21 protein-coding genes are annotated in these 20,387 nt (G+C 71.9%); 6 read left to right on the top strand and 15 right to left on the bottom strand.

Annotated features, from left to right (window positions below):
* Nucleotides 1-19 precede the first annotated feature (19 nt).
* From I5071_RS03370 to I5071_RS03345, 6 genes are all read right to left on the bottom strand, one after another.
* Nucleotides 20-592: a hypothetical protein gene (locus tag I5071_RS03370; protein ID WP_236603924.1), complete on the bottom strand. Its 573-nt coding sequence runs from the start codon at nt 590-592 to the stop codon at nt 20-22.
* A gap of 94 nt (nt 593-686) precedes the next feature.
* Complete coding sequence (locus I5071_RS03365) at nt 687-1,037, bottom strand: gamma-butyrobetaine hydroxylase-like domain-containing protein (protein ID WP_236603923.1); 351 nt, start codon at nt 1,035-1,037, stop codon at nt 687-689.
* A 7-nt stretch (nt 1,038-1,044) separates the two neighbouring features.
* Complete coding sequence (gene recO / locus I5071_RS03360) at nt 1,045-1,773, bottom strand: DNA repair protein RecO (protein WP_236603922.1); 729 nt, start codon at nt 1,771-1,773, stop codon at nt 1,045-1,047.
* 9 nt (nt 1,774-1,782) lie between these two features.
* Nucleotides 1,783-2,241: a helix-turn-helix domain-containing protein gene (locus tag I5071_RS03355; protein ID WP_236603921.1), complete on the bottom strand. Its 459-nt coding sequence runs from the start codon at nt 2,239-2,241 to the stop codon at nt 1,783-1,785.
* A gap of 59 nt (nt 2,242-2,300) precedes the next feature.
* On the bottom strand, nt 2,301-3,041 hold the full coding sequence (locus I5071_RS03350) for a tetratricopeptide repeat protein (protein WP_236603920.1): 741 nt from the start codon (nt 3,039-3,041) through the stop codon (nt 2,301-2,303).
* 349 nt (nt 3,042-3,390) lie between these two features.
* Nucleotides 3,391-4,059 (bottom strand): Crp/Fnr family transcriptional regulator, encoded by a 669-nt coding sequence (locus I5071_RS03345; protein ID WP_236603919.1) that lies wholly within the window; start codon nt 4,057-4,059, stop codon nt 3,391-3,393.
* Nucleotides 4,060-4,226: 167 nt separating this feature from the next.
* Here I5071_RS03345 and malQ point away from each other — a divergent pair, with 167 nt between their 5' ends.
* Nucleotides 4,227-5,789, top strand: coding sequence for a 4-alpha-glucanotransferase (malQ, locus tag I5071_RS03340; RefSeq protein ID WP_236603918.1), 1,563 nt, complete (start codon nt 4,227-4,229; stop codon nt 5,787-5,789).
* A 16-nt stretch (nt 5,790-5,805) separates the two neighbouring features.
* Complete coding sequence (locus tag I5071_RS03335) at nt 5,806-7,218, top strand: sensor histidine kinase (RefSeq protein ID WP_236603917.1); 1,413 nt, start codon at nt 5,806-5,808, stop codon at nt 7,216-7,218.
* Here the strand turns inward: I5071_RS03335 and I5071_RS03330 are convergent, their stop codons facing one another.
* Nucleotides 7,219-7,473 (bottom strand): hypothetical protein, encoded by a 255-nt coding sequence (locus tag I5071_RS03330; RefSeq protein WP_236603916.1) that lies wholly within the window; start codon nt 7,471-7,473, stop codon nt 7,219-7,221.
* A 93-nt stretch (nt 7,474-7,566) separates the two neighbouring features.
* Here I5071_RS03330 and I5071_RS03325 point away from each other — a divergent pair, with 93 nt between their 5' ends.
* The gene (locus I5071_RS03325; protein WP_236603915.1) at nt 7,567-8,130 is read left to right on the top strand and encodes a class I SAM-dependent methyltransferase; all 564 of its coding nucleotides are present in this window, start codon (nt 7,567-7,569) and stop codon (nt 8,128-8,130) included.
* Here the strand turns inward: I5071_RS03325 and I5071_RS03320 are convergent.
* Entirely contained in the window at nt 8,127-9,077 is a 951-nt protein-coding gene (locus I5071_RS03320) for a hypothetical protein (RefSeq protein ID WP_236603914.1), read from the bottom strand. The two genes, I5071_RS03325 and I5071_RS03320, sit on opposite strands and share 4 nt — an antisense overlap.
* Nucleotides 9,071-9,823, bottom strand: coding sequence for a tetratricopeptide repeat protein (locus I5071_RS03315; protein ID WP_236603913.1), 753 nt, complete (start codon nt 9,821-9,823; stop codon nt 9,071-9,073). The genes I5071_RS03320 and I5071_RS03315 overlap by 7 nt, the downstream gene beginning before the upstream one ends.
* A 95-nt stretch (nt 9,824-9,918) precedes the next feature.
* Here I5071_RS03315 and I5071_RS03310 point away from each other — a divergent pair, with 95 nt between their 5' ends.
* Complete coding sequence (locus I5071_RS03310; protein ID WP_236603912.1) at nt 9,919-12,162, top strand: serine/threonine protein kinase; 2,244 nt, start codon at nt 9,919-9,921, stop codon at nt 12,160-12,162.
* Nucleotides 12,163-12,339: 177 nt separating this feature from the next.
* Here the strand turns inward: I5071_RS03310 and I5071_RS03305 are convergent, their stop codons facing one another.
* The 4 genes from I5071_RS03305 to I5071_RS03290 are packed head-to-tail and all read right to left on the bottom strand — an operon-like array spanning nt 12,340 to nt 16,081.
* On the bottom strand, nt 12,340-12,921 hold the full coding sequence (locus I5071_RS03305; RefSeq protein ID WP_236603911.1) for a hypothetical protein: 582 nt from the start codon (nt 12,919-12,921) through the stop codon (nt 12,340-12,342).
* Between the two features lie 54 nt (nt 12,922-12,975).
* Nucleotides 12,976-14,901 carry an AMP-dependent synthetase/ligase gene (locus I5071_RS03300; protein ID WP_236603910.1) on the bottom strand — a complete coding sequence of 642 codons (1,926 nt, stop codon included), beginning with the start codon at nt 14,899-14,901 and terminating at the stop codon, nt 12,976-12,978.
* 20 nt (nt 14,902-14,921) lie between these two features.
* Nucleotides 14,922-15,401, bottom strand: coding sequence for an LEA type 2 family protein (locus I5071_RS03295; protein WP_236603909.1), 480 nt, complete (start codon nt 15,399-15,401; stop codon nt 14,922-14,924).
* A 59-nt stretch (nt 15,402-15,460) separates the two neighbouring features.
* Nucleotides 15,461-16,081, bottom strand: a complete 621-nt coding sequence (locus tag I5071_RS03290; RefSeq protein ID WP_236603908.1) for a TetR/AcrR family transcriptional regulator — start codon at nt 16,079-16,081, stop codon at nt 15,461-15,463.
* Nucleotides 16,082-16,164: 83 nt separating this feature from the next.
* On the opposite strand from I5071_RS03290, the gene I5071_RS03285 reads away from it, so the two are divergent.
* Both I5071_RS03285 and I5071_RS03280 read left to right on the top strand, forming a co-directional pair.
* A complete protein-coding gene (locus I5071_RS03285; RefSeq protein WP_236603907.1) occupies nt 16,165-16,923 on the top strand; it encodes a CPBP family intramembrane glutamic endopeptidase in 759 nt (252 codons plus the stop codon).
* Nucleotides 16,924-16,955: 32 nt separating this feature from the next.
* On the top strand, nt 16,956-17,564 hold the full coding sequence (locus I5071_RS03280; protein WP_236603906.1) for an alpha-ketoglutarate-dependent dioxygenase AlkB: 609 nt from the start codon (nt 16,956-16,958) through the stop codon (nt 17,562-17,564).
* On the opposite strand, the gene I5071_RS03275 is transcribed toward I5071_RS03280, so the two are convergent.
* Nucleotides 17,565-19,232, bottom strand: coding sequence for a caspase family protein (locus I5071_RS03275; protein ID WP_236603905.1), 1,668 nt, complete (start codon nt 19,230-19,232; stop codon nt 17,565-17,567).
* Nucleotides 19,233-19,260: 28 nt separating this feature from the next.
* Nucleotides 19,261-20,382: a hypothetical protein gene (locus I5071_RS03270; protein WP_236603904.1), complete on the bottom strand. Its 1,122-nt coding sequence runs from the start codon at nt 20,380-20,382 to the stop codon at nt 19,261-19,263.
* Nucleotides 20,383-20,387: the final 5 nt, after the last annotated feature.

Below are 20,387 nucleotides of genomic sequence, written 5' to 3'. Positions count from 1 at the left end.
CGGACTGCCCCGCGGAGGGTCAGAAGTTGAAGTCGAGACCGGCCATGAACGAGTAGCCGGCGTCGAAGTGGAAGTCGCCGTCGTACCAGTCCGGGTAGAAGAGCAGGTCGAACGAGACCGGCCGGATCCACAGGTGCATCAGCCGATCGGCGAGCGCGAGCCGCAGATCGAACGCGGGCTGCAGCACGAAGAACGCGAGGTCGTTGTCCGGACCGTCGGGCTCCCAGATGCCGCCACCGAAGAGCCCGCTCGGCCGCACGAGGACGCCGATGTCGCGGTTCGCGTAGACCTCGATGTCGCCACCGAGCCGCATCCCGCCGAAGAACATCACGTAGTGGTCGCCGAAGGTCGGCACCGCCTCGAACGCGATGAAGAAGCCGGTGTCGTCGCGGCTGAAGTGGATGCCGAACTCGAAGCTCGTGCGGAAGTGCGCGTCGTCGAACACGTCGGCGTAGTCGTGCGCGACGAGGACGTAAGGTCCGAGCCCGAAGCCGGCGTAGAGCGGGCCGCGCGCCTCCGCGCGGGATGGGGCGACGAAGAGCGCAGCAGCGAAGAGAAGGCCTGCGAAGAGCAGCCCGGCGCGCGAAACCACCGCGCGCGGTCCTTGGGTCTTGCGTGTGGGCGACATAGTGCGCGCAACCATAGTCGCGTCCGCGCGTTTGTCGCGCACACCTCACCGTATACGGTCAGCGCCCGAAACGGGCCGCGCGGGCGTCGTCCAGCGAGCCCTCACCGAGCGGTCCGAGCGCGCGCAGGTGACGCCACGTGTAGATGCCCGTCGCGTGACCGTCGCCCCACGCGATGCGCACCGCGTAGCTGCCGACCTCCTCGAGGCTCGTGATGTCGAGCGACGCGCCCTCGAAGTCGCCCGCCCACTGGATCGGTCCCTGGTGCCCCTGGCAGTGCGCGCACGGGCAGAAGCCGCGCAACACGACGTGCGGATGGCGCGTCGTCGTCCCGTCCGACCAGTCGATCTCCATCACCCGCGCGCCCTCGGGCGCGCGCATCTCGACCGGCACCACGTCTTCGTCGCTCATCACCGCCTCACCCTTCACTGCGCGTCCGCCCCACGTGCCGTCGCACGAACGCGTCGATCGCGCTCTCCGCCTCGTTCCGCGCGCGATCGTCCCAGCCCTGCACCGCGTCGGTCCACGCATCGCGTTGGCTCGCGATCATGCGCGCCCGCGTGCTCGCCGCGAGGTGCAGCGGACCACCTCCGCACGCGCGACACACGATCGCGCCGAGCCCCGCGTCGAACAGCGCCGCGCGCTCCTCGGCCCGCAGCCCGCACCGGCCGCACGCGTCGAGTCGAGGCGCGAGCCCCATGAGCGCGAGGATGCGCAGCGCGAACGCGAGCCGCACCTCGGGCCCGGGCTCCGGCGCGCGCGCGTCGAGCGTCTCGAAGAAGCGCTCGATCTCGATCAGCCAGCGCACGTCGGGCTCGCGGGGCGGCACCACGTCGCGCAGAAGCTCGATGCCCGCACCCGCCTCGCGCATGCACTCGAGCGACCCGAGCAGCCGAGGGAACCCCCGCACCAAGCGCGCGCTCGCGAGGCGTCCCACGTCCCCGCGCCCCAGCGCCATCTCGATCTCGATCAACCCGAACGGCTCGAGGGCGCCCCCCGGGAAGCGTCGCTGGCTCGCGCGCGCGTTGCGCGCCATCAGCGACACCTTCCCGTGTGCCTCGGTCAACAGCGTGAGGATGCGATCCGCCTCGCCGTACGCGACGCTTCGCAGGACGACCGCGTGCGTCACCTCGGTCTGCGTCGCCACACGCGGCGTCTAAGTCCGCGCCGTCTCCGCGTCGAGCACCGTGGTCGCGCGCTCGGGGGTCGACAGGGGGGCGCACAGCCCCCCGGGGCAGCTCAGCTCGACGGGCGCGTCGCGGTGACGCGGCCGGAGCACGATCGAGAGCGCGAGCGTGAACAGGATCAGCAGGATCACGAGCGCGATCGCGATGCCGAAGCGACGGCTGCGCTCGGGCGGCGTGATGGTCGCCGCGGCGATCGGGGCGGGCGCCGCGATCTGGGGGCGACGGTGCTGCGCCCAACGCTCGACCGCCTCGCCCTCCGGCACGCCGATGGCGCGCGCGTAGCTCTTGAGGAAGCCGCGAGCGAACACCTCCCCTGGGAGATGATCGTGACGATCCTCTTCCAGGTGCTGCAGCATCTTCAGCGGGATGCGGGTCGTCTGCGCGAGCTCTTCGAGCGAGATCTGCCGGACCTCGCGCTCGTGCCTCAACCACCTTCCGATCGACTCCACTTGCCGCCTCTCCGGGAAACGGTGATCTCGAGCCCCGATCACGGGCTCGCCTCGAGGAAGCCACTGCAAGCACGGCCCGACTCGGTCTCCCGATCGAGCTCCACACAGCGCTCGAAGTCCGCGACGGATTCCTCGCTTCGTCCGAGCCGAGCGCGGGTCTCCCCGCGCAATCTCCAAGCATCCTGAAGGCGCCGGCACTCCTCGAGGTCGACCTCGAGCGCGTGCGTCAGCGCGTCGTCGGCGGCGCGGAAGTGCGCCTCGGCATCCGCCTCGCTCGCTGCGGTCCCGCGCGAGGAGTGGACGCGCGCGAGGAAGAACCACCCCGCGCAATAACGCGGCTCGCGCCGCACGGCCTCGCTCAGCGCGAGCTCGGCCTCGCTCAGGTCCCCGAGCTCGAGGTACGCCCAGCCGAGGTTGCCCCACGCGAGGTGCGGCGTCCGGTTGAGCTCGTCGCCCGTCGCGATGCGCAGCTCGCGGACTGCGTCGTCGTAGCGCCGGGTGTTGAGATAGAGGACGCCCAGCGTGTTGTGCGCCTCGGGGGTCAGCGAGGGCAGGCCGGCGCCACCGAGCGCGGTGTTCGCGCGGAGCGCCTCGCGCAGCTCGCGCTCGGCCTCGGGATGATCGCCGCGCAGCATCAGCAGCGTGCCGAGGACGAGGTGCGCTTCGGCGTTGTCGGGATCCAGACGGACGGCCTCACGGAGGTGCTGGAACGCCCCGGCGACGTTCTGCTCCTGCATCAGCCCGACTCCGAGGTCGTATTCCGCCTGGGAACGCCGCACGTCTTCCTCGCTCGGTCCCCCGCCGCATGCGCCCAGCGACATCGCCCACAGGGTTGTGAGCAGCGCCGTGGTGCTGATGACTCTGCTTCGCGGCCCTGGGCCCGCGAACCTGGAAACAACTCGGTGCATCCGTACGGCCACCCGCCCGGAAGCGGCGGCGGCCAGATCTACCGGGGTGTCGGCGGGCCGTCAATCGGATCCAGGCCCCGAATTTCGTGGGGAAGCGCCCGATTGTGCTGCGGTGGTGCTTGTACACCGATACCGCCGGTGGATCTGCGCCCCGGGGTCACCGTTCGCGGCAGTCACCCTCCGACGCACCCGATCGCGGAGACCCCGTCGGGGGACCCGTTCACGGAAACCCGCCCCGTACCTCTTCCTTCATGCCGAGCAGCTGGTAGAGCTGCCTGAGCGCGTCGAGGTCGGGGAGGATGATCTTCTCGTCGGCGATGCGGAGGTACCCGCCGTCGCGCAGCTGCTGGACGGCCTTCTTCACTGCGTCGACGTCGAGGCCCACCCGGCTCGACAGCTCGAGCGGCGAGATCGAGAGGACGTATCCCTCGCCGCTCGCCTCGAGCCCCGCCGTCAGCCGGAGCAGCGTGTTCACCACGCGCGAGGGCTGGTCGCGCAGCATCGCGTTCTCGAGCTGCTCCTCGGCGTGGCGCAGCCGCCGCACCAGCTGCTCGACCAAGCGGCTCGCGACCTCGGGGTTGCCCGCGAGCAGCACGCCGAAGGTGCGGCGGTCGAGCGCGAGCACCTGTGCGTCGGTCAGCGCGACGGCCGAGGCGCTCCGGCGCACCCGCGGGAGCAGCGCGTCCTCACCGAAGAGATCGCCGGGCTTCAGCACCGTCAGGCTGCGCTCGGCGCCACGGATGTTCTTCACGAGCCGGACGCGGCCGTCCTGCAGGAGATAACAGTGCTCCGCGGACTCGCCCTCGTCGTAGATCGTGTCGCCGGCGGCGTAGGAACGGCCGAAGCGCTCGAAGAGACGCTGGCGGTCGGCTTGTCCGAGCTCCTGCATCGGGAAGCGCAGACTACCTCAACCGGGACGCGGCGAGCCCACCTTTTCCGCACGTTCGTGCCGAGCGCTTCCGTGCATACGTCGAGGGCTCGGGGCCTGCTCGGGTGAACGTGACTCGACTTGGCGTTCCGTTTCGGGCACACCTCGGGCCCGGTGGTGGTGCACGGATGAAGATCCTCGGACGGCGTTCGGCGGGCGTCCTGGTCCCGCTCTTCTCGATTCGGACCGGACGCGAGTGGGGCGTGGGCGAGTACCCCGACCTCGCGCGCTTCGCGAAGTGGGCCGGCGACGCCGGGTTCTCGCTCGTGATGACGCTGCCGCTGCTCGAGCCTTCGCCGGGCAACGACAGCCCGTACTCGTCGTGCTCGTTCTTCGCGCTCGATCCGCTCTATCTCCGGATCGCCGACGTGCCGGAGCTCGAGGCGCTCGGCGGGATGAGCGCGCTGACCTCGGAGGAGCGCGCGCTGCTCGACGCGGTGAGCGAGTCGCCGCGGGTGCGCCATGCCGACGTGCGACGGCTCAAGGACGGAGTGCTGCGCCGCTGCTTCGAGCGCTTCGAGCGCGACGTGGACGCGTCGAGCGAGCGTCGCGCCGCGCTGGCGCGCTTCGTCGACGAGCACGGGCACTGGATCCACGACTACGCGCTCTTCCGCACGCTCAAGGAGCGCTTCCCGCAGAGCTGGCGCGACTGGCCGCTCGAGGTGCGCGACGCGAGCCCGGAGCGCCGCGCGGAGCTGCGTCGCGAGCACGCGCGCGAGATCGCGTACCGCACGTGGCTGCAGCACCTCGCGTTCGGGCAGCACCAGGCCGCGCGCAGGGAAGCGGCGGCCGCGGGCGTGGCGCTCGGGGGGGACGAGCCGTTCCTGGTCGCCGACGACAGCGCGGACGTGTGGGCGCGCAAGGATCGTTATCGCTTCGACGCGACCGTGGGCGCGCCGCCCGACGCGTTCAGTGCGGACGGTCAGGAGTGGGGCCTGCCGCCGTATCGCTGGGAGCGCATCGCGGAGGAGGGCTACGAGCTCTTCGCGCAGCGCGGGCGGCACACCGCGCAGCTCTACGATCTGATCCGCATCGATCACGTGGTCGGGCTCTACCGCACCTACCACCGGCCGATCGACAAGAGCGCGCACTACTTCTGGCCGCAGCACGAGCCGCAGCAGCGCGCGCAGGGCGAGGCCGTGCTGCGCGCGTTCGCGTCGTCGGGCACCGAGCTGATCGCCGAGGACCTCGGGGTGATCCCGGACTTCGTGCGCGCGTCGCTGAAGGAGCTCGGCATCCCGGGCTATCGCGTGCTGCGCTGGGAGAAGGATCACGATCGCTTCCGCGATCCCGCGGCGTGGCCCGAGCTCAGCGTGGCGACGACGGGCACCCACGACACCGAGAGCTCGATCGAGTGGTGGGACGCGCTGCCCGAGTGGGAGCGCAACCAGGCGCGGCGCATCCCGCAGCTCGCGGACGTGCCCGCGGAGCGCGCGCGGAAGTACGGCGAAGAGGTGCACGCGGCGCTGCTCGACGCGGTGTACCGCAGCCCGTCGCGGCTCGCGCTGCTTCCGGTGCAGGACGTGCTCGCGCTGCGCGATCGCGTGAACACGCCGAACACGGTGGGCCCCGAGAACTGGTCGTGGCGCATGCCGTGGACGATCTCGGTGATGGAGGAGGACGCGATCGTGCGCGGGCGTCGCCGTCAGCTTCGTCGGCTCGCAGAGCTGACCGAGCGCATCGCGCGCTGAGGTAGGATCCCGGCGCGTGTCGGAGCGCGTCGCGGATCCGTTCGGACGGCATGCCGCGTCGCGGGTGCGCGGGCTCGGATTGCGCGCGCAGATCACGCTCGCGCTGATCGCGGCGCTCGGCATCTCGGTCACGCTCGTCGCGATCGCGATCGATCGGCTCGCGTCGCGAGCGCTGGAGCAGGAGCGGGAGCGCGCGGCGACGATCGCGGCGCAGGGCGCGGCAGCGATGATCGTGCGCGCCGACGCGCCGGAGATCGCGGTCGATCGCGTCGAGCACGCGCTGATGGGACCGGCGTCGGTGATCGGCCTCGCGATCGTCGGCGACGACGGCACGGTGCGCTCCGAGCGCGGTGAGGTCGGGCGCGGCGTGATCGGCGAGGCGCGCCTCGCGGACGGCGTGGTGCGGGTGTGGGTCTCGAGCGCGATCGAGGGCGACGGTGCGGGCAACGCGCTGGTGCGGCTCGTCGTGCTCTACGCGGTGATCACGTCGCTCGCGATGCTCGTGCTCTGTTATGCGCTGCTCACGCGTTTGATCGTCACGCCCGTCGAGGCGCTGACGCGCGCGTCGGAGCAGCTCGCGGCGGGACGCGACAGCGCGCGCTCGCCGGTGCAGGGCGCGGCCGAGGTGCAGCGGCTCTCCATCTCGTTCAACGCGATGGCCGACGATCTGCGACGCGAGCGCGCCGCGCTGGTCGAGCGTCTCGCCGAGCTCGAGCGCGCGACGAAGGAGCTGCGCGCCGCACAGGACTCGCTGGTGCGCAGCGAGAAGCTCGCGTCCGTCGGGCGCCTCGCGGCGGGCGTCGCGCACGAGATCGGCAATCCGCTCTCCGCGATCCTCGGGCTGCTCGAGCTGGTGCGCGGCGGGGGGCTCGAGCCGGCCGAAGAGGCGGAGTTCCTCAAGCGGATCCAGCACGAGACCGAGCGCATCCATCGCATCATCCGCGACCTGCTCGACTACTCGCGCGCCGGTGCGGACGCGCCGATCGGGCGCGCCGATCTCGGCGAGGTCGTCGCGAACGCGGTGCACCTCGTCGCGCCGCAGAAGGATCTGCGCCGCATCACGATCGAGCAGCGCGTGCCCGAAGATCTGCCGGCGGTGCGCGGCGAAGCCGACGCGCTGACGCAGCTCGTGCTGAACCTGCTGCTCAACGCGGCCGACGCGATCGAGGGCGAGGGCGCGATCACGATCACGATCGCGGACACCGACGACGCGATCACGCTGACCGTCGACGACAGCGGGCCCGGGATCGCGCCCGAGGTGCGCGATCGCCTGTTCGAGCCCTTCGTGACCACGAAGCCCACGGGCAGCGGCACCGGGCTCGGGCTCGCGGTGTGCTGGACGATCGTGGAGCGCGTGGGCGGGACGATCAGCGCCGAGGACGCACCGAGCGGCGGGGCCCGCTTCGTGGTGCGCCTCCGGCGCGCGTGATCACTCGGCGGGCGCGGCCTCGGCCTCGGCGGGCGCGTCGGCCTCGGCCGCTGCGGCCTCGGCGGGCGGCTCCACCGCGGGCTGCGCCGCGCGATGGAGCACGAAGAGCGTCAGCACCGCGAGAAGCGCGAGGCCGGTGACCGGGAGCCACATCGGGGTGTCCGCCGCTTCGTCCTGGACGGGCGGGAGCTCGGGGTGCTCGCCCCCGGCGTGGTGCGCGTGATCGACTGCTGCGCCGTGCGTGTCGTGGGCCATGACGGCGCGGAGGATAGCCATGCCCGTGTACCGCGCGCAAACCCGGCGAGCGGTTGACGTCGCGTCGCGTGATCGCCACGCTCCGCGACCGAAATGGCCGAGGAAGATCGGGTCAAGTGGGACAAGAAGTGGTCGGAGCGCGTCGATCGTCCGCGCTCCTCGCCGGGCTGGGTCGCCGAGCTCGACGCCGAGATCCCGCGCGACGGTCGCGGTCTGGACGTCGCGGCGGGCTCGGGCCGGCTCGCGCTCTACATGGCCCGGCGCGGGCTCGACGTGACCGCGGTCGACATCTCGCCGGTCGGGCTCACGCTCGCGCGCGAGGCCGCGCGTGACGAGGGCGTGAAGATCTCGACGTCGGTGCGCGATCTCGAGAAGCACGGCCTGCCCGACGGCACGTGGAACGCGATCGCGTGCTTCCACTATCGCCAGCCCGATCTCTTCCTGCAGTTCCGCGACGCGCTCGCCTCGGGCGGCGTGCTGATCGCGGAGGTCGCGACCGTGGCGAGCCTCGAGCGAAATCCGACGAAGCCGAGCGCGCGCTGGCTCGCGGAGCGCAACGAGCTGCTGCGCGCGTGCGAAGGGCTCGACGTCATCTACTACCGCGAGGGCTGGCTCGGCGAGCGCGCGATCGCGCGCGTCCTCGCCCGCAAGCGTTAGAGGCAGTCGCGCGCGCAGACACCGCGGCAGCAGACGCGCGCGGGGCCGACGTTGCAGCGGTTCCCGCACGCACCGCAGTGCATCTCGTCGGACTGCAGATCGATCTCGCAGCCGTCGAGGCCCGAGAGGTTGCAGTCCTCGAAATTCGCGTCGCACGCCGCGATCTCGCAGAAGCCGGCCATGCACTCGCCGGTCGAATTCCGGAAGTCGCAGGCGACGCCGCACGTGCCGCAGTTCGCCTCGTCGACGTCGAGGTCGAAGCCCTCGTCGGTCGTCCCGTCGCAGTCGTCGTCGCGCGTGTTGCACGTCTCGGTCGCGACGATGCACGAGTCGATCGGGGGGCCCGAGTCGACGTCGGGCGGGGCGTCGGGCGGGGCGAACGCGTCGATCGGAGGCGGCGCGTCGACCGCGATCGGCGCGTCGATCGGGACGCTGGCGTCCATGCTCGACACCGACGCGTCGATCGGGAACGGCGCGGGCGTTCCGCTCCACTCGGTGAGCTCGGAGGGCGCGACGTCGATCGCACGACACCCGTTCTCGCCGCACGTCTGCTCGGAGCCGCACACCGCGGCCGCGCACCGCGCGAAGAGGTCCATGCGCAGCATGAGCGTGCGCCCCTCTTGGAACGTGAAGCGCTGCGTGCGCTGCACCAGCAGCGCGCCCCCGCGGTTGCCGCTGAGGCGCACCGTGAAGAGACCGCGGCGCCCTTCTTCCCACACCAGCGCGAGCGTGCGCGGCCAGTCGGGCTGACCGGCGCCGATCTGCGCGTTCGCCATCTGCACCTCGCCGCCGGGCGCGATCACGGTCGCGATCACGTTGTCGATCCCGAGCGGGCCTCGGAGGTCGGTGTCGACGACGACCATGACCTGCGTGCGCGGCGTCGTGTTGCTGCACGACGTGAGGGTCGCGATCAGCGCGAGCGCGAGCACGAACGAGCGCTTCACCATCGCAGCACCCCCGGCTCGAAGTCGCCGGGGATCGGCGCCTCGAGCTGACCATCGTCGCTGCTCACGGCCGCGACGACGCCGATCACGACCGCGATCGCGACCACGCCGCCGCCGATCGCGGTCCAGAACCACCACTGCTCCTCGATGCGCTCGCCGCCGGTCGACGGCGTGGTGCTCACCGCGTCCTCGGGCGCGTGCTGCGCGCGCTCGAGCGCGACGACACGATGCTCGCCGGTCGCGATCTGGATCTCGGCGCGCGCCTCGCGGCGCATACCGTACGACGCGGTCGCGGCGTGTGCGCCAGGTGCGAGCGGGACCTCGGTGCTCGGGTCGCGCAGCGTGTACTCGTCGATCGCGATGTCGGCGCCGTCGAGGTCACGCACGTCGAGCCGCACGTAGCCCGCGCGCTCCGCGATGTGCCTGCGGAGATCGGCCGCGTGCTCGCGGATCTCGGGTGGTGTGGTCGAATCGGCGAGCACCGACTCGACGAGCACCGATGCCTCCGGGTACTCGCCCTGCTCGAAGAGCACCGAGGCGAGGTTGTAGCGGATGGGCGGCGCATCGCGGTTCGCGAGCGCCTGTCGGAAGCGGGACTCCGCTTGCGCCCAGCGCTGCTCCGCGACGAGCTGCACGCCCTCGGCGAAGAGTGTTCGCGCGAGATCGGTGCGCCGCTCGCGCGCATCCGCCTCGAGCACGCTGCTCTGTTGTGCGTGTGCGTGCGGGGATGCGACGTGAGATGCGACCATCAACACGGCGATCGTTGCCGCCTTCGTCCACGCGCTCGATGCGATCGGATAAGCGCTCGCCACCTCGGCTCCACGTCTGATAGAAGTGGTCAGCAGTGTCGTTCAGCCGACGATACACGCTCGAAGTACCGCTCGGCGAGAGCGCATTGGGCAGCGTGTGGACCGCGCGAGACGCCGAGGCGGACCGCAAGGTCGTCGTCATGCAGCTCGACGAGGAAGCGGGCGACGAGGCGCGCAAGTTCTTCTTCGCGAGCGCGGAGAAGCTGCGCGGCATCGATCACCCGAACGTCGTGCGCGCGTTCGACCACGGTGAGACCGAGGAGGGCGTGCCTTATCTCGTCGTCGAGCGGCTCGACGGCGAGAGCCTCGCGATGCGCTGGGCGAGCGCGCCGATCACGGTCAGCGAGATCGTCGACGTCGCGGTGGGCATCAGCGAGGGGCTCGCAGCGCTGCACGCGGCCGGCTTCGCGCACGGCGATCTCGAGCCGGGCAACGTCTTCCTGCACGGCGAAGGCGGTCGGGAGATCCCGAAGCTGATCGGGATCGCGCTCAACCGCGCGCAGATCCGCGCGAGCGACGACGCGGAGCGCACGTCGCTCGCGACGCTGCACAACCTCTACGCGTACGCGGCGCCGGAGCAGGTGCGCGGCGAGGTGGTGGCGACGCCGGAGGCCGATCTCTACTCGCTCGCCGCGGTGCTCTACGCGGGGCTCGCGGGGCGCCCGCCGCACATGGCGAAGAACACGATCGCGCTCGTCGACGCGGTGCTGCACAAGCGCCCGCCGGCGCTGCAGAGCGTGAAGAAGGAGCTCGCGGCGTTCTCGCTGACGCTCGATCGCGCGATGAGCAGCGAGCCGAAGAAGCGCTACGCCGACGCGAAGCAGCTCGGGCGCGCGCTGAAGTCGTGCTTGCTGATGTCGAAGAGCGTCGCGTCGATGGAGCTGCCGGTCGGGCCGCGGAAGCCGATCGGCGATCCCGAGACCGGTGTGCTCCAGGCAGGCGCAAAGGCCGCGAGCCCGGCGAAGCCGGGCGACGCGAAGGCGAAGCCCGCGACCGAAGCCAAGCCCGCGACCGAGGCGAAGCCCGCGACCGAAGCCAAGCCCGCGACCGAAGCCAAGCCCGCGACCGAAGCCAAGCCCGCCACCGAAGCCAAGCCCGCCGCCGCGAAGCTGCCCGCGACCAAGCTCCCCACCCCTGCCGCAGGCGCGACGAAGGTCGCCGCGGTGCCGGCGACCAAGCTCCCCGCGCCCGCGGCGAAGGCGGTGCCCGCGTCGAAGCTGCCCGCGAAGGCCGACACGAACGCATCGGCCAAGCCGAGCGAGCCGCACGTCGAGGCCGACGCTCCGAAGCCGGCCGAGACCTCGCAGACGTCGCTCGACGTGCGCGACGACGAAGTGCGCGATGCGCGGCCCAGCGAGGTCGAGCTCGTCGCGCTCGCCGAGCCCGCGCGTCCCTCGTTCGAAGAGATCGACGTGCCGGACGAGGTCGCGCCCGCGAAGCCGCCCTCGCTCCCCACGAAGTCGAGCGCCGGCACGACCAGCGCGCCGCGCCGATCCGCGGGCGACTCGATCGAGATGTCGAGCTCGGAGCTCGAGCTCGTGCCGCCGACGGCCGCGCCCGCGAGCTCGGCCCCTCCTCCTCCGCCTCCGGCGAAGCCCAGCAGCGCACCACCGCCTTCGGCCGCGCTCGACTCCGCCGCGTTCATGCCCTCGCCGATGCCGGTCGCGCCGTTCGATCCCGGCGCGCTCGATGCGCCCCCGCCGAGCTCGAGCGCGCGCCTGCCCTGGGCGATCGCGATCGGGCTCGGCGCCGCGCTCGTCGTGCTGATCGGATGGATCGCGACCCAGCGTGGCACCACCGCGACGAGCGACGTGCCTCCCAGCGCGAGCCCCGCGGCGCCCACCGCGGTCACGGCGGCGGAGCCGGATACTTCGGACCCCGAACCTTCGGCTCCGCCCCCCCAGCCTCCGGCGCCGCAGCCCGCAGCGCCCGAGCCCACGCCGCCGCCGGTCGCGACGACGACGCCCGTGGTCGCGCCGCCGCCCACTCCGGCGCGCGAGGTCGCGCCCCCGCCGCGCCCCACGACGCCGCCGCGCGCCACGCGCCCCACCCGTCCGAGCGCGCGCCGCGCGACCGCACCGCGCACGACGGCGCCGCGCACCACCGCGCCCCGCGCGACGGCCACGGCGACGCCGCGCACCACGACGCCCCCGCGCACCACGACGCCGCCGCGCACGACCGCATCGTCGATCCGCCCCGCGAGCCCGAGCACGTCGGCGCCCGCGACGACGTCTTCGCCGCCGCGGCGCCCGACCGTCGTCACCGACCCCGGCTTCTGATTGCGACGCGCGCTTTGCGCTGACGCGCCAGCGCGCTGCAATCAGGCCTTTTCCCGCAGGGTTCGTGCGGCGAACCCTCCCCCGACCGGCGAAGCCGGATCGGGTCCCCCTCCCACCCGAAGCGCTCCGACCACTTGCGTCGGCGCGACGCAGCGGTCTTCGCTATGAGCTCGCTGGTCAGCGGCCCGACTGCGGGTGGCAGCCGAAGCACGTCATCTCGGGCTCACCGAGCTGCGTGCGAATCGTCGGCAGCACCACGTTCGTCATGAACGCCCAGTCCTCGGGATCGCGCTCTGCCGCGCGCTGCCAGCGCTCGCTGCCCTCGGGCGGAAGCGGCGGGAGCGAGCGCGACGGCATCTCGTAGTTGCGCTGCGGTCCGTCGTCGCCGTGGCAGCTCGCGCAGTCGAACTGCGCGTACTCCTCGCGATCGTGCTCCGCGAAGATCTCCGCGTGGATCGGGAGCACGTACGCCACCATGTACATCTCCTGGTCGGCGTGGCTCATCTGATCCCAGGGCTGCGGCGGCGGATTGATCCCGAGCAGCTCGCGCGCGCTGCCGCGACCGTGATCGACCGTCGGCTCGCCCTCCTCGAAGCCCTCCGTGTCGAATCCCTCGAGCTCCGACGACGTCGCCTGTCCGCCGCTCGTGCCCTCGCCCTCCGTGCTCGAGCCCGTGGTCTCGCTCGAGCCCGATCCACCGCCACCACACGCGCCGAGGACGAGCAACGAGACGATCGCGATCAGGGAACGAACCCGCATGAGCACCTCTCCGATGTCGGCCCTCTTACACCCGCGCGCGACCCGATGTCCACGTCACGGCTCGAGTGCGAAGCCGTCCTCCACATAAGCGCGGTCGAGCAGCGACGCGTACTTCGCTTCGACCTCCTTGCGCTTCACCTTCATCGTCGGCGTGAGCTCGCCCTGCTCCTGGCTGAAGTCGCGATCGAGGATCACGAAGCGACGCACCTGCTCGACGCGCGCGAGGTGCTCGTTGCCGCGGCGCACCGCCGCACGGATCCGCTCGCGGAGCTCGGGATGCGCGACGACCTTCGCCATGGCGCGGTTCAGCGCCTCGGTGCGGCCCGTCGGGTTCGCCATCAGCTCCTTCTGGCGCGCGTCGAGCTCCTCCTTCGTGCAGAGCCCGCGCGGGATGCCCCACTCGAGCGTCTCGATCGGGCTCGGCGCGATGATCGCGGCGACGTAGTTGCGGCGATCGCCGTGCGCGTGCACCTGCGAGATCAGCGGGTCCTGCTCCTTGATCGCCTTCTCGATGTTCGCGGGCGAGAGGTTCTTGCCGCCGGCCGTGATGATCAGGTGCTTCTTGCGATCGGTGATCTTCAGGTACCCGTCGCCGTCGATCACGCCGACGTCACCGGTGTGCAGCCAGCCGCCCTCGAGCATCTCCTCGGTCGCCTGCGGGTTCTTGAGGTAGCCCTTGAAGACCCAGGGGCCGCGCACGAGGATCTCGCCGTCGGGCGCGATGCGATGCTCGCTCGGCGGGATCACGCGACCCACGGTGCCGAGCTTCACCGCGCCCTCGCGGTTGATGTGCGTGATGACCGTCGACTCGGTCATCCCGTACGCCTCGTAAATCGGCAGGCCCGCGGCCCAGAAGAACTCGAGGATCGCGGGCGCGGTGGGCGCCGCGCCGGTGACCATCATCCGCACGCGACCGCCGAACGCCTCGCGGATTCGTTTGAACACCAACCGATCCGCGATCGCGTGCTGCGCCGCGATGCGCGCCGGTACCGGACGCCCGGCGAGCACGTGCTCGAGGCGGCGCTTGCCCACGTCGTTCGCCCACGCGAAGAGCCGCTGCACCGCGGGCTTCTGCTTCTCCATCTCCGAGAAGATCTTCGCGTGCGCCTTCTCGAAGATGCGCGGCACGCTGCCGAACACCGTCGGCCCGACGCTCTTGAGATCGTCGAGCACCGTCGCGGTGCTCTGCGCGTACGCGGCCGGGATGCCCGCGTCGACGCGCCCGTAGAAGCCGAGCACGCGCTCCGCGGCGTGCGCCATCGGCAGGAAGTTCAGCGAGAGATCGCTCTGCCGCAGCAGCGTCGCCTCCGACGCGCTGCGCAGGATCGACAGGATGTTGCGGTGCGCGATCATCGCGCCCTTCGGCGGGCCCGTCGTGCCCGACGTGTAGATCAGGATCGCGGTGTCGTCGGGATCGATGCGCTCCTGGATGTCGCGGATGTCGCGCTCGGGGAGCGCCTCGCCCTCGAAGCGCGTGGGCGGCACGAGGCGCGGATCGCGACCCTCGAAGCGCCGGTGGAGCGCCATCGTCCAGGGCACGATCGCGACGATGTTCTTGAGGCCCTTCGCCGCGGCGAGGACGGTCTCGATCTCCTCCGCCTCGTCGACGAAGACGACCTTCGCCTCGCTGTGCTCGAGCAGATAGCGCACCTGCTCGGGCGACTGCTTCGGATAGATCCCGAAGCTCACCATCCCCGCGAGCTGCGCGCCGAGATCGTCGATCGCCCAGGTCGGCTGCGTCGGGCCGAGGATCGCGACGCGATCGCCGGGCACCAGGCCGAGGGCGAGCAGGCCGCGCGCGACCTTCGCCGCACCGTCGAGGAAGCCCTGCCAGGTGATCGGATCCCACTCGCTCTCGCGCTTGCGATGGAGCGCGGGGAGCGAGGCGCTGCGGGCGCAGCGCAGGAAGAACATCTCGCCGAGGGTTCGCGCGTTGGGCGCGGTGGTGCGGGCCGGGAGATCGGGGCCGAGCTCGAGCATCGCGAGCGAGGCTATCGCGACTAGGGCGCGGTGAGCGAGGGGACGTCGCCGGTGAGCTCGAAGGGCGTCTGGAGCGCCCCGTCGCCGGTCCCACCGTCCGCATAGAGCGTCCCGCGGGCGACGTACTGGTCGGCGCGCACCGTCGCGAGCATCGAGACCGGCACCGACACGTCGAACACGAACACGCGCTCCGAGTCCGCCTCGAGCGGCTCCTCGCCGTCGATCTCGAGCCGCGCGACGCGATTGCCGTCGAGCATCAGCTCGCCCGTGGCGCGACGCAGCACGACGTCGGCCTCGTTCGGGTTCGTGACGATCACGCGGATGTCGAAGACCGCCTGCTCGCCCTCGATCGCGCGGAGCTGCGCCTCGGGACGCGCGATCTCGAGCGGACGCAGCGCGGACGATGCGACCGGTGTCGTCTCCTCCTCGCCCGGCGCCGCGCCACAGCCCGCGACCGTGATCGAGAGCGCGATCGAGATCCCCGTGAGCCAGCTCCGCATCGACACCTCCACGCGGGCGCATCGTACGCGATCGCGCGGCACGTTCTGCCGCGCGCACATCAACGAGCAGGAAGCCTCGCGCCGAGGTACGCGCGGAGCGCGATCTTCGTCTCTGCGATCATCGCGCGACGAGCGCGGGGCGACGACGTGACCGCGACCAGGAGCAGCCCGCTCACCAGGTGCACGGCGGTGCGCGCGACGATGCCGCGCTCGCGCGACGGCAGCGCGGGCGCGAAGACCGCGAGCACGTCCGCGAGGCGCTTGCCGAAGCGATCGCCCCACTCGGCGCCGGTCTTCGCGAGCACCTCGCTCGCCTGCGCGCCGAGCCACGCCGCGCGGTAGCCCGGCTCCTCGATCCAGAAGCGTGCGAACGCGTCGACCACCGCGTCGCACCCGCGCGCGAGATCGCCCTCGGAGCCCGCGATCGCCTCGTCGATCACCGCACCGAGCCGCTCGCCGTGGCGCTCCAGCAGACCGACGAGGAGCGCCTCGCGGCTCGGGAAGTACTCGTAGACCGTGCCCACCGCGGCGCCCGCTTCGCGCGCGACCGCGTTCGTCGTGAGCGCGTCCCAGCCCTCGCGGTCGAGGATGCGCGCGGTCGCATCGAGCAGCGCTTCGCGCCGCTTGCGCGCGCGCTCCTGCACCGGGCGGCGCACCGGGCGCTCGTCGTGCGTGGACATCGCGCGGCGAGGTTGACCGAAGTCGAGCGTTCGCTCAACTTCATGGAAGTCGAGCGATTGCTCGACTTCGCGAGGAGCTGTCGATGGACTCCCCTTCCCCGCGTGATCGTGCGCTCGCGATCGCGTCCCTGATCGCCTTCGGCGCGCAGGCCGTGCTCGCGCCGACGGACCTCGCGCTCGTGCCGGTCGTCGCCTCGCTGGTCATCGCGCTCGGCGCGATGCGCACCGCGCCAGCGACCCGCGCGATCACGTCGCTCGTCGCGGTGCTCGCGGTCGTGTCGTGGACCGGGATCCTGTGGCAGCCCGCGATGGCGATCGCGCTCGGAGCGTTCGCGCTCCTCGCGCGCTCGCTGCCGCGCCTCGCGCCCGGTCCGACGTGGCGCGCGCGCGGCGAGGTCCCGTGGCTCGCGACGCTCGTGGTCGGCGGGGTGACGCCGATCGCGCTCGTGCTCTGGCTCGTCGTGATGCAGCCGGATCTCGGCGACGTGCTCCGCACGTACGTGCCCGACGAGACCCCGCTCGCGCTGATGATCGCGGGCGGCGTCGTGTTCGCGATCGTCAACGCGGCGCTCGAGGAGCTGATCTGGCGCGGCGTGCTGCAGGACCGGCTCGAGGCGCTCGTCGGGCCGGTCGCCGCGATCGTGCTGCAGGCGCTCTCGTTCGGCGTCGCGCACGCGCACGGCGTTCCGCGCGGGGTCGTCGGCGTGGTGCTCGCGGGGACGTGGGCCGTGATGCTCGGCGCGCTGCGACGTCACGCGCGTGGCCTGGTCGCGCCGGTGATCGCGCACGTGATCGCAGACGCGACGATCGCGACGATCGTGCTCGTCCTCGCCACCGATTGACCCTCACTGAACATCGGCTCAGCATCCCTCGGATGCAGCTCGATCCCGCGCTCTTCACGCGTCACGCGCTCGACGAGACACACGCGCTCTACGCCGGCGAGCTCCCGCCCGCGTTGCGCCCCGACGCCGCGATCTTCGAGCGTCTCTGGGCGCTGCACCCCGAGACGTTCCACGAGATCAAGATGCACGGCCGTCTCGTGAAGACGCCGCGCTGGCAGCAGGCCTACGGCGCCGACTATCGCTACACCGGCAACGTGAACCGCGCGCTGCCGGTGCCGCCCGATCTCGAGGCGCTGCACGAGTGGGCGCGCACGACGATCGATCCGCGCCTCAACGGTCTCCTGCTCAACTGGTACGACGCCGCGCACGAGCACTACATCGGCAAACATCGCGACAGCACGATCAACATGGTCGAGGGCGCGCCGATCGTGACCGTGTCGTTCGGGAGCGAGCGCGCGTTCCGACTCCGCCCGTGGCGCGCGCAGGGGCTGCGCGACTTCGCGGTGCGCGACGGGAGCGTGCTCGTGATGCCGTGGGAGACGAACCTCGCGTACACGCACGAGGTACCCCACGCCGCGAAGAACGAAGGGCGTCGCATCTCGGTCACGCTGCGCGCGTTCCGGAGCGAGCGCACCGCGTGATCACGGAGGCGGGCTGGTCAGCGCGATCGACGGCAGCGTCGGGATCGTGAGATCGGCGCCGCGCGGATAGACCCAGAGCACGTCGCTCCAGCGCACCGAGCCGCGACGCACCACGAGGCGCTGCATCGGGTCGAGGCTCCCGTCGCGGTTCATGAGCCGGTGATCGGCGACGAACCCGTCGGTCAGGTAGTCGGTGAGCTCGCCCGCGTAGAGCACGCCGTCGTGGGGGCGGCGATCGGCGTGGCCGAGCACGCCGTTGCGCAGATACCACGACAGATATCCGCCGGCGCGGCGCGGCTCCGCGGTGTCGCTCAGCACGTCCTCGTCGCTCGAGAAGAGCCCGACGCGTCCCGCGCGCCGCACGAAGTCGTCGGCGAAGCCGCCCGAGTGACACGAGTCGAGCGCGAGCACGACGGTGCCCGCGTTCACCGTGTCGAGCGCCGCGACGAGCTCGGTGTCGGTGATCGCGCCGTCGATCATCTGGATGGTCTCGTCGAGCCCGTCGAGCTCGCTCGGATCGTTCGCCGCGGGCTGCACGTTGCCGTGCCCCGACCAGAACACGACGACCACGTCCTGCGGCTGCGCGCGCGACGCGATCGAGCGGATCCCGTCGAGGAACGCGGCACGCGTGGCCATCGCATCGGTGAGCACGACCTGCTCGTCGACGCGCTGCAGGTGCGCGCTGCGCATCGCCTCGCCGAGCAGGCGCGCGTCGTCGGCGCACCCGTAGAGGCGACCGTGGGTGACGTACTCGGTGATGCCGGCGTAGAGGCCGAGCACGCGACCGGCGCCCTCGGGCCCCGCGAACGCGCCCGCGGGCGAGGCGTCGCCCGCCGCGACGATCACCGGCGGGCGCACCGACGTCGTGACCTGGAACGAGCCGCCGCCCGTGTGGCCGTACGCGCTGACGAGGAGCTGGTAGATGCCGGTCACCGGCGCGGCGATGATCAACGTGCTGTCGAGCGCGCGCTCGGTGCCGTCGGGCCCGAGATCGTTCGCGTCGTCATTGATCCACTGCTGCCCGTGCGGGCCGCGCACCTCGGCGATGGTGTCGAACTCGCGCGAGGTCACGCGCACGCGCACGATCGATCCGCCCTGCGCCTCGAACCAGAGCGGCACCACGCCGGCCCCGAGATCGGGATCGATCGGCGCGCCACCGAGCGCGCCCACGACGCGCTGCCCGAGCTGCATGCGCGCGCCGACTCCGTCGGGCGCGCGCGCATCGACGCGCAGCTGGAAGCGACCGCTCTGCCCAGGCGGCGCAGTGGTGACGATCACGCGGTAGGTGCCGGGGCTCGGCGGGACGAACTCGAGCATCGCGTCGAGCGAGTGCGGCGACACGTCGTCATTCTCGAGCGCGAATCCGTCGGGGCCCGAGACGCGCAGCATCGGATCGAGCTCGCCCGCGGGCACGCGGAAGCGAACGCGCTGCGAGGGATCGAGCTCGATCTCGTAGGCGCGCTGATGACGGCCCGCGTCGTCGACGGGATCTCCCGGCGAGAGCGCGTCCTCGAACGCTCCGAGCGCGATGCGTCGCGGTCCGACCACCACCGCGGCATCGCCGTCCGCCACACTCCGCGCGTTGCGCGCCGGTCCGCGCGGCACCGTCGCGCCGCCGCATCCCGCGACCATGACGAACATCAGGAGGAGCGCGATCGCCTGTCTCATCGAGACAGTTGTACGACGCGCCGAGCGCTCACGTCCCGCCGTCCGGCACGCCGCCGTCGGTCATCGTCGAGCAGAGATCCGCGAGCGGGGGTCCTTCGGCCAGGCCGGCGACCCGCACCCGCGTGCCGGTGAACCCGACGCCGAGGCTGATCGCGTCGCACTCCACGCCCGGTCCACCCGAGCCCGGCGTCGAGCGCACGTCGGCGATGCGATCGAGCTGCGAGTTGAGCAGCTCGTAGTCGCGCTCGCCCTCGCACACGCCGATGTTCCGCGCGGTCACGAGGAGATCGTTGAGCGACCAGCGCCCCGAGACGCGCACGTTCTCGAGCGTCGTGCCGTCCTCGGAGATGCGCCCGGTCGCCTGCGCGCCGGTGAGCCGCACCAGCACGCCGTACGCGTCGGCCGGGAAGATGATGTCGATGCGATCGGGCAGTCGCACGACCAGCACGCCGTCCGCGACGTACGCGTTGTCGTCGCGGATCAGCGGGCGCCCGAGATCGTCCATGAGGAACGCGTCGTCGCGCACCCAGAACCAGTCGCGTCCGTCCCACACCGGCCGCGAGCTCGCCGGATCGTCGGGGCGCGCGGGCGGCTCCTCGGAAGCGCTGCCCGGCGCGCCGAACACCGCCTGCATGATCGCGGCGTCGACGCGCGGATCGTTGCGCTCTCCGTTCCAGCCGCGCATCCGGATGATCGGAAGGCCCTGGCCCAGCTCCTGCGCCTCGCGGGCCTCGGCCTCGAGATCGGGCGTGGTCGCCTCGACGAGCGGGAAGAACTGATCGCCGAACACGTTGTCGACGCCGCCCACGCCGTCGGCGGGCGGGTTCTCGACGGCGGGCGGCGTGCACTCGCTGACGAGGTCGGGCTGCTCGGTGCAGAAGCCGTCGACGTCGTAGCCGTACATCGGCCAGTCGTTGCCCTGCGCCATCACGACCATGCGAAGGCCGAACGCGACCTCGGGGCCGTCACCGTCGGCGCTCGAGGGACGCTGCGGTGGCTGGCTCCGCTGCGCGCAAGCCTCGCCGGGCCCCGCGTCGGCGCGATCGAGGAGATCGGGATCGTAGACGCGGCATCCCGACGCGAGCGGAACGATCGCGATCACGCATGCGAGCCACGTCGTGGTCGCTCGGATGTCGAGGTTCATAAGCAAGTGGG

The organism is Sandaracinus amylolyticus (assembly GCF_021631985.1).
GTDB lineage: Bacteria > Myxococcota_A > Polyangia > Polyangiales > Sandaracinaceae > Sandaracinus > Sandaracinus amylolyticus_A.
Note: the sequence above shows the minus strand (reverse complement) of the source record. Positions and strands in the feature narration are given on the sequence as shown.

Excerpts from the sequence above, each read along its gene's own strand:
- I5071_RS03295 (WP_236603909.1), bottom strand. The coding sequence starts at position 15,401 with ATGCGGAGCTGGCTCACGGGGATCTCGATCGCGCTCTCGATCACGGTC.
- I5071_RS03345 (WP_236603919.1), bottom strand. The coding sequence starts at position 4,059 with ATGCAGGAGCTCGGACAAGCCGACCGCCAGCGTCTCTTCGAGCGCTTC.
- I5071_RS03325 (WP_236603915.1), top strand. The coding sequence starts at position 7,567 with ATGGCCGAGGAAGATCGGGTCAAGTGGGACAAGAAGTGGTCGGAGCGC.
- I5071_RS03330 (WP_236603916.1), bottom strand. The coding sequence starts at position 7,473 with ATGGCCCACGACACGCACGGCGCAGCAGTCGATCACGCGCACCACGCC.
- I5071_RS03305 (WP_236603911.1), bottom strand. The coding sequence starts at position 12,921 with ATGCGGGTTCGTTCCCTGATCGCGATCGTCTCGTTGCTCGTCCTCGGC.
- I5071_RS03285 (WP_236603907.1), top strand. The coding sequence starts at position 16,165 with ATGGACTCCCCTTCCCCGCGTGATCGTGCGCTCGCGATCGCGTCCCTG.
- I5071_RS03365 (WP_236603923.1), bottom strand. The coding sequence starts at position 1,037 with ATGAGCGACGAAGACGTGGTGCCGGTCGAGATGCGCGCGCCCGAGGGC.
- I5071_RS03290 (WP_236603908.1), bottom strand. The coding sequence starts at position 16,081 with ATGTCCACGCACGACGAGCGCCCGGTGCGCCGCCCGGTGCAGGAGCGC.
- I5071_RS03315 (WP_236603913.1), bottom strand. The coding sequence starts at position 9,823 with ATGGTCGCATCTCACGTCGCATCCCCGCACGCACACGCACAACAGAGC.
- I5071_RS03320 (WP_236603914.1), bottom strand. The coding sequence starts at position 9,077 with ATGGTGAAGCGCTCGTTCGTGCTCGCGCTCGCGCTGATCGCGACCCTC.
- I5071_RS03280 (WP_236603906.1), top strand. The coding sequence starts at position 16,956 with ATGCAGCTCGATCCCGCGCTCTTCACGCGTCACGCGCTCGACGAGACA.
- I5071_RS03275 (WP_236603905.1), bottom strand. The coding sequence starts at position 19,232 with ATGAGACAGGCGATCGCGCTCCTCCTGATGTTCGTCATGGTCGCGGGA.
- malQ (WP_236603918.1), top strand. The coding sequence starts at position 4,227 with ATGAAGATCCTCGGACGGCGTTCGGCGGGCGTCCTGGTCCCGCTCTTC.
- I5071_RS03300 (WP_236603910.1), bottom strand. The coding sequence starts at position 14,901 with ATGCTCGAGCTCGGCCCCGATCTCCCGGCCCGCACCACCGCGCCCAAC.